Below are 11,583 nucleotides of genomic sequence, written 5' to 3' on the forward strand. Positions count from 1 at the left end.
GAGGATTCCGCAGGGATGCGCATACTCGGCAACATTCTATTGGGCGTCTGGCTGATCCTGTTCGGCCTGCGCGGCCTGCTGGGACTGCAGTTCCAGTACGACCATTACGTCATCAGCGGCCTGGCGGTGATCGCCGGTATCCTGTTCATCCTGCGACGCTAATCGAGTCCCCATGCGCCTGACACCCGACGAATACCGCAACCAGGAGCACCGCCGCATCACCCTGCTGGGGATGTCCGGTGTCGGCAAGACGCGCCTGTCCAACATGCTCCGGCGCGAGGACTGGTTCCACTATTCGGGGGACTACCGCATCGGCACGCGCTACCTGAGCGAGCCGATCCTGGACAACATCAAGGCCCAGGCGATGGCGGTGCCGTTCCTGCGCGACCTGTTGCGCTCGGACTCGATCCAGATCATCAACAACATCACCGTGGACAACCTGCACCCGGTGGCGAGCTTCCTCGGCAAGCTCGGCAACCCGGAGCTGGGCGGCCTGCCGCTGACCGAATTCAAGCGCCGCCAGACCCTGCACCACCAGGCCGAGGTGCAGGCGATGCTCGACGTGCCGGACTTCATCCACAAGGCACAAACGCTGTTCGGCTACCCGCATTTCGTCAACGACGCCGGCGGCTCGGTCTGCGAACTGGACAGCCCCGGCGTACTCGAGACGCTGGCCGAGCACACCCTGATCCTGTACATCAAGGCGACGGACGAAGACGAGCGCCAGCTGATCGAACGCGCAGAGCGCGACCCCAAACCGCTGTACTACCGCGAGGCCTTCCTCGACCAGCAGCTGGCCGAATACATGCGCGACGAGGGGCTGGACTACGTCGCCCAGATCGACCCGGACGCCTTCGTGCGCTGGGTCTTCTCGCGCCTGTTCCGCGCACGCCTGCCGCGCTACGAGGCAATCGCCGAGACCCACGGCTACACGATCAGCACCACCGAACTGGCACGCGTACGCAACGCGGGCGAGTTCGATGACCTGGTCTGCATGGCCCTGGAACGGGAGGCACGCCTCTAATGCCACTTGTCGCCTATTCCGATCTGCCCACCTTTGCCCGTCTGCGGAGCGAGGGCGAGACCGTACTGCCCAGCGACTTCGCGCAGCAGCAGGAGATCCGTGCGCTGCACATCGGGCTGCTGAACATGATGCCGGACGCCGCCCTGTCGGCGACCGAACGTCAGTTCTTTCGCCTGATCGGCGAGAGCAACCAGATCGCGCAGTTCTATATCCACCCGTTCACCCTGCCGCAGCTCAAGCGCGGGCCGAAGGGGCGCGATCACATCAAGCAGTACTACGAGGACTTCGAGGACCTGAAGAAAGAGGGTCTCGACGCGCTGATCATCACCGGGGCCAACGTCACCCAGCCGGACCTGGCACTGGAACCCTTCTGGGAGCCGCTGGCCGAGGTGGTGGACTGGGCCTGGGAAAACGTGACCTCGACGCTTTGTTCCTGCCTCGCCACCCACGCCGTGCTGCAGGCACGCTACGGCGAGCGTCGCGTGCACATGGGCGAGAAGCTGTGGGGCGTGTTCCCGCACCGGGTGGTGGACCGCGGTCACCCGCTGGTCACCGGCGTCAACACCCGCTTCGATGTGCCGCACTCGCGCTACAACGATGTCTCGCGCGAACAATTCGAACGCCACGGCCTGCGCGTACTGGTGGACAGCGAGCAGTCCGGGATTCACCTGGGTGCCTCGCCGGACGGCTTCCGCATGGTCTTCTTCCAGGGCCACCCGGAGTACGACTCCATCAGCCTGCTCAAGGAATACAAGCGCGAGGTCGTGCGCTACATCCAGGGCGAACGCGACGCCTACCCGCCGCTACCTGAGAACTACCTGATGCCGCAGGCCGCCGCGATCCTCGGCGAGCATCGCGAGCAGGTCGAGGCCGCGCTGGAGCACTGCACCGAAATCCCGGCGCTGCCCGAGGCGCTACTGCTGGACCGCCTGGACAACACCTGGCATGACACCGCCCTGGCGGTGATCAACAACTGGCTGGGCAACGTTTACCAGCTGACCAACCTCGACCGGCGCAAGCCGTTCCGCGACAGCGTCGATCCGAGCGATCCGTTGGCCGGACGGCGTTAGTCAGCCGCCGTCATTGCGAGGAGCCGAAGGCGACGTGGCAACCTCCCGAAGTTGGCAACGCGCCAGGTCCCGGTGGCTCCGGTGGGAGATTGCCGCGTCGCTGCGCGCCTCGCAATGACGGGGGGCAACGCAACGGAAGGACTCCATGGCCGAACATGACCCGGACAAGCTGCCGCGCCCGCTGATCTCCCTGTACGAAACCATCGCCGGGGACGAGGATGCGCGCGTCTGCAAGGACATTCCGGAAAACGCCTGCAGCGCCCAGCCGACTAACTTTTTCGTCCACCTGGTCTCCAACACCCTGAGCAAGATCGGCGACGAGCTGGCCTCGGCCCGCCTGGTCCTCGCCTGGCTCTTGGGCGCCCTGGGGGCCCCGGCCGCCTTCGCCGGCTTCCTGGTCCCGATCCGCGAGTCCGGCTCGCTGCTGCCGCAATTGTTCGTGGCCGCCGCCATCCGGCGGCGGGCCATCCGCAAGGGCTTCTGGATCCTCGGCAGCCTGCTCTCCGGGCTCGCGGTGGCCGGCATGGCCGTGGTCGCGCTGACCCTGGAGGGCGCAGCCGCCGGCTGGGCCATCCTCGGGCTGCTGGTGGTCTTTGCGCTTTCGCGCGGGATCAACTCGGTCGCGGCCAAGGACGTGCTGGGCAAGACCATCGCCAAGCATCGCCGCGGCACGGTGATGGGCTACGCCGCGTCGCTGGCCGGGTTCTTCACCCTGGGGCTGGGCATCTACCTCACGCTCGCGAACCTGGAAGAGGCCGGCATTGGCGTGTTCGTGGCCCTGCTGGCCGCCTCGGCCGGGGCCTGGTGGGTCGCCGCCGCGACCTTCACCCGGCTGCGCGAGGATCCGGGTGCCACCGAGGGTGGCGGCAACGCCGTCACCGAGGCCATCAAGTCGATGCGCCTGCTGTGGACCGACCGCGCCTTCGGTCACTTCGTCCTGACCCGCGCGCTGCTAATGAGCACGGCCCTGGCACTGCCCTTCTACGTCCTGCTCGCGGAGGACGCGACCGCCGGTGATCTGGGCACCCTGGGCCTGCTGATCCTCGCCAGCGGCCTGGCCTCGGCCGTCAGCGCCCCGGTCTGGGGCCGGCTGTCCGACCGCTCCGCCCGCTGGGTCCTGATCCTCTCGGGACTCCTTGCAGCCGGCCTCGGCATCGCGGTCGCCCTGAGCGTCTGGCTCGCGCCCGTCGGCACCGACCATGCGCTGGTTCCCGGCGGCTGGGTCTATGCGACCCTGTTCTTCCTGCTCGGGGTCAGCCATGCCGGCGTGCGTCTGGGCCGCAAGACGTACCTGGTCGACATGGCAACCCAGGAAACGCGTGCCGCGTTCACCGCCGTCAGCAACTCCGTCATCGGCGGCCTGCTACTGATCGGCGGCCTGTTCGGCCTGCTGGCCCAGCTGGCCGGCACCGAAGTCGCCATCTTCGTGCTCGCGCTGATGAGCCTCGCCGGCGCCGTGAGCGCCTGGCTCATGGGCGAAGCCTGACGCCCGCCTCGTCCCCGCCGACTCCGCCGGCTGGCCACGGCTCGTCGTCGGTGTTTACATGCCTTCGCCCAGCCGCCTGCCTAGTTGTGGCTGGTCCGGGTTCGTCCTCCGGTGTTTACGGTGCCTTCGTCCGACCGCCTGCCACGCGCTCTCTCGCGAGCGCACCGCGAGGTACTTCTTTGCTCGTGCAAAGAAGTACCCAAGAAACACGCCCGACTGCCGCGACCCCGGCCCGCTGCGCGGGCCGGGGTTTCCCTCGCTCCGAGGCTTTTCGCGGGCGGCGCTGAACTCGCTACGCTCAGACATCCAGCGCCTTGAATCCCGCGAAAAGCCTCTCCACTCGGCGCGACGACAACGGGGAGGCAGGTCAAAACAACGGCTATCCCAGCGTTCTTGCCAGTGGATGATGGCTAGGTCTTCATACATCTTCGGCACGCGTGGCCTTTGGCCATGGCGTGCCGCGCCCGCGTGGCGGGCGCCGGGGGGGTAGGGGCGTAGGATGTGATGAGCGCAGCGAATCGCATCAGGGTTTCGCACGGCGTGGGAGATGGTGCGTTTCGCTGGGCTCAACCGCACCCTACGAGATGCCGACTGTTTTGACCTTCTCCTCCCGTATGGAGCCCCTCGCGGAGGGCGTGATGGGCCGGAAGAAGGCGCTGGATGTCTGAGCGAAGCCGTAGGCGTAGCGAGTTCAGCGCCGCCGGCCCAGCACGTCCGGAGCGAGGTTCCCGGGCGGAATCCGGGTGCCCTTCTTTGGGTCCTTTCTTGGGCAAGCAAGAAAGGACCTCGCGTTGCGCTCGCGAGAGAGCGCGTGGCAGGCGGCGGACCGGAGCCACCGCAAACACCAGATGCCGAACCATGGTCTGCCACAACGCGGCAGGAGGCCCGACGAAGGCACCGTAAACACCGACGACGAACCAGGGCCAGCCTCTCCCGGCAGGCAGTAGAAAGAACGCAATTCGCGCTCCGGGATGGCGAGCCTGAAAGGCCTCACGGTGCGCGCTACGGCACGCCAAGGTGATAGTCTTGGCGCCCGCAACAACACTTGCTCGCGACCGGAATTCGAATGGCACTGCTCACCCTGCGCAACATCCACCTGGCCTACGGCATGGCCTCCCTGCTCGATGGCGTCAACATGAGCCTGGAGCCCGGCGAACGCGTCGCGATCGCCGGGCGCAACGGCGAGGGCAAGTCCACCCTGCTCAAGGTCATCACCGGCGAGGCCCAGGCCGATTCCGGCGAACTGACCCGCCAGGATGGCCTGACCACCGCCTACCTGACCCAGGAACTACCGCCCGGGATCGAGGGCACCGTTTTCGACGTGGTCGCCGAGGGCCTCGGCGAGGCCGGCCGGTTGCTGGAACGCTTCCACCACCTGAGCCAGGCCGCGGCATCGGGTGACATGGACGCCCTGGACAAGATGGGGCCCGTGCAATCGAAACTCGACGCCATCGACGGCTGGAGCCTGCAGAACCGGGTGGAGACCACGATTTCGCACCTGAGCCTGGATCCCGAGGCGCAGTTCGCCGCGCTGTCGGGCGGGCTGAAGCGACGGGTGTGGCTGGCGCGCGAGCTGGTGCAACGCCCGCAATTGCTGCTGCTCGACGAGCCCACCAACCACCTGGACGTGGCCGCGATCCGCTGGCTGGAACAATTCCTGATCGAGAGCGGACTGACCGTGGTGTTCATCAGTCATGATCGCCAGTTCATGGAGAGCGTGGCCACGCGCATCCTCGAGCTGGACCGCGGGCATCTGTACGAGCACCCACCATCCATCGAGGCCTTCCGCGAGCGCCAGGCCGAAAGGCTGGAAACGGAGGCCACCCAGCGCGCGGAGTTCGACCGCAAGCTGGCCCAGGAGGAGGTCTGGGTGCGCCAGGGCATCAAGGCGCGACGCACCCGTAACGAAGGCCGCGTGCGGGCACTTCAGGCATTGCGTCGCAAGCGTGCCGAACGCCGCGAACGCGGCGGCCAGGTGAAGATGAAGCTGAGTCCGGAGCAGCGCTCCGGACGCCTGGTGATCGAGGCGGAACACGCCGATTTTGGCTACGACACCCCCATCGTGCGCGACGTGAACCTGCTGCTGCAGCGCGGGGATGCCCTGGGCATCGTCGGACCCAACGGGGCGGGCAAGACCACCCTGCTGCGCGGGCTCCTGGGCCAGATGGAGCCGCTCGCAGGCAGCGTCAAGCTGGGCACCCAGCTGGAGATCGCCTACTTCGACCAGGCCCGTGCCCGCCTGGACGAGGCGACCACGGTTCAGGATGCGGTCGGCGAGGGCCGCGACCGGGTCATGGTCAACGGCGAGAGCCGCCACATCCTGTCCTATCTGGAAGACTTCCTGTTCCCGCCCGCGCGTGCCCGCCAGCCGGTATCGGCGCTATCGGGGGGCGAGCGCAACCGCCTGCTGCTGGCGAAGCTGTTCCTGCGCCCGGCGAACCTGCTGGTGCTCGACGAGCCGACCAACGACCTCGACGTGGAGACCCTGGAGCTGCTGGAGCAGCTCCTGATCGAGTACACCGGCACCGTTATCGTGGTCAGTCACGACCGCTCGTTCCTCGACAACGTCGCGACCTCCACCCTGGTCCTGCCGGGCGATGGCGCGGTCGAAGAGTTCGTCGGCGGCTGGTCCGACCTGCCCGAACGGGTCACCCGGCGCCTGCTGGAGGGCGAGTCCGGAGCGACCGCGAAGGCCGAGCCCGCGGCCAAACCCGCGGCGCCCGCACCCGAGCCGGCACCGGCGACCCCACGCAAACGGTCCTACAAGACCGCGCGCGAACTGGAGGCCCTGCCGGCACAGATCGAGGCCCTGGAACAGGAACAGCAAAGCCTGACCACGGCCATGACCGAGCCGGATGCCCTGCGCGACGGTGACCGCATGCGCGAACTGCAGACGCGGCTCGAAGCCGTCGAGTCTGAACTGGCCCTCTGCTACGAGCGCTGGGAACAGCTGGAATCCGACTGAGCCCCGGCACGTCTATCCTCCGGCGACTCCCTGAATAACCGGCTCAACTCTGAGCGCGGCCGGCCGTAACAGGGGTTGAATCACCACCTTTCGAGTCCGCGGTCGTAATGGTCGCGGCCGGTTCGTGAAGCGCCGGACACAAGGCGCCCAGAAGGAGTCATCGCATGCTGGACAAACTCTCCATTCGGGGGCTACTGATCGCCGGCTTTGGCCTGGTGGTCGCCATCCTGATCATCAACTCCCTGCTGGCCCTGCGCGCGATGAGTACGGGCAGCCAAGGGGTTGAACAGCTCACCCAGTCCGACTACCCGGCGGTAGCCCGGGTCAATGACGTCGAGCAATTGCTGCAGGAGAGCGCGGCGTTTCTCGGGTTCTACCTGATGAGCGAGGAGCAGTCCCACCGCGACGCGTGGCAAAACGCGATGCGTGACCTCGATGGCGCAACCCGCGCCCTGAACGAGAACCCGGTGATCGCCGCCGACGAGGAACTGTCCGCCAGCGCGACCGAGGTCCGCCGGCTGGTCAACCAGTTCGCCAGCTTCGAGGACCGACTGATCGAGGTGGCCGAAAACCCCGCCGAAAACATGCCGGCGCTGGGCATCGCCAATGCCCGGGCCAACCCCGCCAGCCGCGAGATGACCCAGCAGACCAACATGATGATCAGCGCCGAGATGGGGCTCCCGCGCTTCCAGCGGTCCTGGGATCGTCTCGACACCCTGCATGACCTGCGTATGTCGGTGGTGCAGGTCACCTCGAACCTGCGCGGCTTTATCGCCTTCCGGGACGATGCCTTCCGCGAGAATGTCCGACTGTTCTCGACCCGCACCAACGACATCACCGCACAGCTGATGGACCAGTTCGACGATCTGGACTTCGAACAGCAGATCGCGCTGGAGGACTTCCAGGGGGCGCTGGACACCCAGAACACGGCGCTGGATGACCTGATCGAGATCCACGGCAGTGAACAGGCACTGCAAGACGCCTACCTGATCCGTACCGAGATCGGGCCCGTGCTGATCGAGGCGCGTGACCACCTGCAGGGACTCAGCGAGCGGATTACCAATCGCGCCGAGCGCAGCGCCGCCGCGCTGACCGCCGACATGCGCGCGACCCAGACCACCCAGGGCGTACTGGCCCTGATTGGCGTGATCCTGGGCTTGGCCGGCGCGGTGTTCATCATCCTGGTGGTCCGGCGCGCCCTGGCCCACTCGACCGCGGCACTCGAGGAGATCGCGAACGGCGACGGCGACCTGAGCCGCCGCCTGGACGAGAACGGCCTGATCGAAACCGCACAGCTGGGCCGGGCCTTCAACCGCTTCACCGACAAGATCGCCCAGGCCATCGGCAATGCCCGCGGCGGCACCGAGACGCTGAATCGCGCCACCGAGAACCTGAACCAGGAGGCCTACCAGGCCCGCGAGGCCGTGTCGCGCCAGCGCGACGAGACCGACCGCGTCGCCACCGCGATCAACGAACTGCAAAGCAGCGCCGAGGAGATCGCCCGCAACACCGATGCGACCTCCCAGGCGGGCCAGGAGGCCGGGAATGCAGTGAACAACGGCTCCGAGGTGATGAGCAAGAACATCGAGTCCATGGCCTCGCTGCTCGGGACGGTCGAACAGGCGGCCGACACCGTGGCCAAGCTGGGCGAGGACTCGAAGCAGATCGGGACCATCCTCGAGGTGATCCGCGGCGTGGCCGAACAGACCAACCTGCTGGCCCTGAACGCGGCCATCGAGGCCGCCCGCGCCGGTGAACACGGCCGCGGCTTCGCGGTGGTGGCCGACGAGGTACGCAAGCTGGCGACCCGTACGCAGGAATCCACCGACGAGATCGAGACCATGATCGCGCGCCTGCAGTCCGCCACCACCAGCGCGGTGAAGGCCATGCAGCACGGCCAGGAAGAGGCCGAGGCCACCATGGAACACACCTCCGAGGTGAACGGTGCCCTGCAACAGATCCGCCAGTCGGTGACCACGATCGTGGAGATGACCGAGCAGATCGCGGTCGCCTCGCGCGAACAGAGCACGGTAGTCGAGGACATCAACCGCAACATCGTGCAGATCTCCGACGAGGCGGATCAGTCGGCCAATACCGCCGACCGCGTCAGCGCCGCCTCCGACGAGCTCAAGCAGGTAGAGAAGGAGATCCAGCAGGCACTGGCCCAGTTCCGGCTCTGACCGGGCGGGTTACAGACTCCGGGCCTCCAGCCAGTTCCGGGCGGCGCGACGCAACCTTCGGGTGACGCCGCGCCGCCCGGAAACCTCCAGCTCGCGTGCCAGTCGGTCCCAGTCGATGGGCTGCGCCAGGCTCGCCTCGAGCAGCTGACCTTCCGGCTCGTCCGGCGGCGCCACCGCCAACTGCCGCAGCAACGCGGGAAGCGCCCACTCCAGGGGCCGCGCCCGCTGGGAAAAGGCACGGACCTCCTTCAGATCCGCCACCGGGTCAACCGGCGACAAGGGACCATCTCCCTCCGCATCCTGATCCCCAAGGACTTCACTCACCATGGCTGCGGTCGTGTCCGGCAGGAACTGTGGATGCCAGGCCGGCCAGTCGCGCCGAAAGGCCGCCAATGCTTGTTGCAGCCGGGGCTGCAATCGGGGCGCGGTCGCACGCAGGACCACACCGCTCACCTGGCCACTGGCCGCATCCGGCTGGATGCCGACTCGCACCAGGCCATAACCCGCGCGCTGCCAAAGGTGCAGCAACACAGGTTGCAGCCCGAAACTCGCGCCAATCAGCGCCACCCCCTTGGCACCAGCCCGGTCCTCGACCGCACGCAACAGACGGCTCCCCAGGCCGCGCCCCTGCCAGTGCGGATGCACCGCAATGCGCTGAATGCGCCACGCGCCCTCCCCCGCCAGGTCGAAGTCACCCCGGGCCGCAACGGTGCACGGCAGGAAATGCCCCTGCGGGCGCCGTTCGCCCGACCAAACCGCTTCGGCTATCGCGCGCTCCAGTCCGCCCTCTTCCTGGATCAGAACCACCCCGAACAGGGCGCCATCCGCCGCCCCTTCCAGCAGCAGCAGGTGAACACCCGCATCATCCAGCCAGCGCGCCAGATCGGAGGGCCGTGTGCGGTAATGGGCGTCCGCCAGCAGGCCCATTACCGCCTCCAGGGTTTGCGGCGTGCCCGCGAGCGCCGCGCCCGTGCTCCAGCGCAGCCGCACGGCCTGGGAGACCGGGGGGCGACTTGCCGCCTCCAGCAGGAACAGCCGATTCAGCCAGTCCTCGAGCGGATCGCCCGGGGCCCAGCGAACCGGTGTATCCAGGGTCTGTAGCCGTACGCGAAAGCCCGCCCCCTCCAGGGCCGGCAGCGCACGCAGCCGAAAGCCCTGGCCGCTCCCCTCGAAGCCGCCGGTCGTGGTCGCCAGCACCAGGCGCCGTGCCAACCGGGCCAGCTGAAGCAGGCGCTCGACCGGCATGCTCGCAGCCTCGTCGATGATCAAGGTATCCAGCGGTTCCGCCTGTTCCAGCAAAACGTCCGGGGCCCGGTAGTACCGTTCCGGCGCGGGTGTCCAATGTCGGGCGCGTGCCAGCAATGCGTCCACGGCCCGTGGTCCCGGCGCCGTCAGCGTGATCGTGGATTCGCCGCGCTGCAGTGCCGTGCCCAGGAACTCGCCCAGCAGGGTCGACTTGCCGCGGCCACGCGGGGCGGTCAACGCCACACATGCGCCCGGCGCGAGTCCCGCCAAATGCCCCAGCGCGACGGCCTGATCCGGCGTCCACGCAAACGGGCCCGCCGCCCTCGGCATGATTCCGGGCCGTCGATCCGCCGACGGTGGCTCCACCGTCCGCACCCACGGCTCGGCCAGCGCCGCCTGCCAGCGGCGGGCAAACGCCCCGTCTCCGCCGGTGCCGTCGAGGATGACCAGGGTGCCACCGCCGAGCAGCAGGCCTGCGACCTTGACCAGCGCGTCCACCGCGAGCGGTTGCCCGGCCTCGAATACCAGGGCCTGTACCTCGTGCCCCAGCCAATGCCCAGCCTGCGCCGGTGCCACATGTGGCACCCCGTCGGGCGGCGAGCGGCCCACCCACAGCACCGGCCCCTCCACCGCCGCAGCCCGCAGCCAGTTCGCAGCCACCTGACAGGCTGCGGCATCGGTGGTCAGGCGATAGAGCGTACGGGCCTGCATATCGGCGGCTCCTTCCGATCAAATGACACGTGAGACAAGCGGGTTTCCTGAGCTGAAAGCGGCGAGATGTCCAGACTGTCGAGCCAAAAATCCAGCCCTTTATCGGCTGATCAAGGTGAAGCGCGTCTCAAGTTTTCTTGCTCCCAGCCGTACAAGATTTCTACACAGGACTGGAACAAGCCTGTACAAAACCTGTACAGTGCTCACCCAGACAAGAGAAGGTTACTGCAGATGAACCCCATTGCGTTGCCGGAACGCCTGCGCATCGATACCGCAGCCGAATGCTGGCAGGAACTGCGCGCGGCACTGGATGCCGGCGAAGACCTGCAGCTGGATTCGGCGGCCGTGAATGATGTGGACGCCGCCGGCGTGCAGGTCCTGCTGATGGCCCGCCATTCCGCCGCCCGCAAGGCGCAGGGCTGTTCGCTCATCGGGACCAGCGCGGTTCTGGCCCAGGCCCTGCAGGCACTGGGCGCACCCGAAGACGGTTTTGCGTCGAGCGGCGCACAACACGACGACAAGGATTCAGGAGACATCAATGGCTAAGGTTCTGGTGGTGGACGATTCCGCCTCGATGCGCCAGATGGTCGCATTCACCCTCAAGCAGGCCGGGCACGAGGTCGTCGAGGGCCGCGACGGCAAGGATGGCCTGAGCAAGGCCCAGGGCGCCAAGGCGGATCTGGTGATCACGGACGTGAACATGCCCGCCATGGACGGCCTGCAGCTGACCCGCGAGCTGCGCAAGCTGGGCGACTACAAGTTCACCCCCATCCTGGTGCTCACCACCGAGGCCGGGCCGGAGAAGAAGCAGGAAGGCAAGGCGGCCGGCGCGACGGGCTGGCTGGTCAAGCCGTTTGACCCCGACCAGCTGATGAACACCGTGAACCGGGTGCTGCGCTAGT

General features: G+C 67.5%; 9 protein-coding genes and 1 pseudogene. 9 read left to right on the forward strand and 1 reads right to left on the reverse strand.

The window, feature by feature from the left end:
- The first annotated feature begins 15 nt into the window (after positions 1 to 15).
- The 7 genes and pseudogenes from G333_RS15145 (at position 16) to G333_RS0102835 (ending at position 8,725) form a co-directional block, all read left to right on the forward strand.
- Complete coding sequence (locus G333_RS15145; RefSeq protein ID WP_018144768.1) at positions 16 to 162, forward strand: hypothetical protein; 147 nt, start codon at positions 16 to 18, stop codon at positions 160 to 162.
- Between the two features lie 10 nt (positions 163 to 172).
- Positions 173 to 1,024 carry a hypothetical protein gene (locus tag G333_RS0102810; protein WP_018938341.1) on the forward strand — a complete coding sequence of 284 codons (852 nt, stop codon included), beginning with the start codon at positions 173 to 175 and terminating at the stop codon, positions 1,022 to 1,024.
- Entirely contained in the window at positions 1,024 to 2,094 is a 1,071-nt protein-coding gene (locus G333_RS0102815) for a homoserine O-succinyltransferase (RefSeq protein WP_018952373.1), read from the forward strand. Before G333_RS0102810 ends, G333_RS0102815 begins: the two co-directional genes overlap by 1 nt.
- Positions 2,095 to 2,239: 145 nt before the next feature.
- Positions 2,240 to 3,580, forward strand: a complete 1,341-nt coding sequence (locus G333_RS0102820; protein ID WP_019627601.1) for an MFS transporter — start codon at positions 2,240 to 2,242, stop codon at positions 3,578 to 3,580.
- Between the two features lie 403 nt (positions 3,581 to 3,983).
- A pseudogene (locus G333_RS15220) lies at positions 3,984 to 4,248 on the forward strand (hypothetical protein).
- 398 nt (positions 4,249 to 4,646) lie between these two features.
- Positions 4,647 to 6,545: an ATP-binding cassette domain-containing protein gene (locus G333_RS0102830; RefSeq protein WP_018169249.1), complete on the forward strand. Its 1,899-nt coding sequence runs from the start codon at positions 4,647 to 4,649 to the stop codon at positions 6,543 to 6,545.
- Between the two features lie 164 nt (positions 6,546 to 6,709).
- Complete coding sequence (locus G333_RS0102835) at positions 6,710 to 8,725, forward strand: methyl-accepting chemotaxis protein (RefSeq protein ID WP_019627602.1); 2,016 nt, start codon at positions 6,710 to 6,712, stop codon at positions 8,723 to 8,725.
- Between the two features lie 9 nt (positions 8,726 to 8,734).
- Here G333_RS0102835 and G333_RS0102840 read toward each other — a convergent pair whose 3' ends face one another.
- On the reverse strand, positions 8,735 to 10,681 hold the full coding sequence (locus tag G333_RS0102840; protein WP_019627603.1) for a GNAT family N-acetyltransferase: 1,947 nt from the start codon (positions 10,679 to 10,681) through the stop codon (positions 8,735 to 8,737).
- A gap of 231 nt (positions 10,682 to 10,912) precedes the next feature.
- Here G333_RS0102840 and G333_RS0102845 point away from each other — a divergent pair, with 231 nt between their 5' ends.
- Entirely contained in the window at positions 10,913 to 11,227 is a 315-nt protein-coding gene (locus G333_RS0102845) for a lipid asymmetry maintenance protein MlaB (protein ID WP_019627604.1), read from the forward strand.
- On the forward strand, positions 11,220 to 11,582 hold the full coding sequence (locus tag G333_RS0102850; protein WP_018169253.1) for a response regulator: 363 nt from the start codon (positions 11,220 to 11,222) through the stop codon (positions 11,580 to 11,582). Before G333_RS0102845 ends, G333_RS0102850 begins: the two co-directional genes overlap by 8 nt.
- The last annotated feature ends 1 nt before the right edge of the window (position 11,583 follow it).

The sequence above is a fragment of the Thioalkalivibrio sp. AKL10 genome (assembly GCF_000381845.1).
GTDB classification, from domain to species: Bacteria; Pseudomonadota; Gammaproteobacteria; order Ectothiorhodospirales; family Ectothiorhodospiraceae; genus Thioalkalivibrio; species Thioalkalivibrio versutus.

Coding starts and splice junctions, on each gene's coding strand:
- G333_RS15145 (WP_018144768.1), top strand. CDS start 16: ATGCGCATACTCGGCAACATTCTATTGGGCGTCTGGCTGATCCTGTTC.
- G333_RS0102810 (WP_018938341.1), top strand. CDS start 173: ATGCGCCTGACACCCGACGAATACCGCAACCAGGAGCACCGCCGCATC.
- G333_RS0102815 (WP_018952373.1), top strand. CDS start 1,024: ATGCCACTTGTCGCCTATTCCGATCTGCCCACCTTTGCCCGTCTGCGG.
- G333_RS0102820 (WP_019627601.1), top strand. CDS start 2,240: ATGGCCGAACATGACCCGGACAAGCTGCCGCGCCCGCTGATCTCCCTG.
- G333_RS0102830 (WP_018169249.1), top strand. CDS start 4,647: ATGGCACTGCTCACCCTGCGCAACATCCACCTGGCCTACGGCATGGCC.
- G333_RS0102835 (WP_019627602.1), top strand. CDS start 6,710: ATGCTGGACAAACTCTCCATTCGGGGGCTACTGATCGCCGGCTTTGGC.
- G333_RS0102840 (WP_019627603.1), bottom strand. CDS start 10,681: ATGCAGGCCCGTACGCTCTATCGCCTGACCACCGATGCCGCAGCCTGT.
- G333_RS0102845 (WP_019627604.1), top strand. CDS start 10,913: ATGAACCCCATTGCGTTGCCGGAACGCCTGCGCATCGATACCGCAGCC.
- G333_RS0102850 (WP_018169253.1), top strand. CDS start 11,220: ATGGCTAAGGTTCTGGTGGTGGACGATTCCGCCTCGATGCGCCAGATG.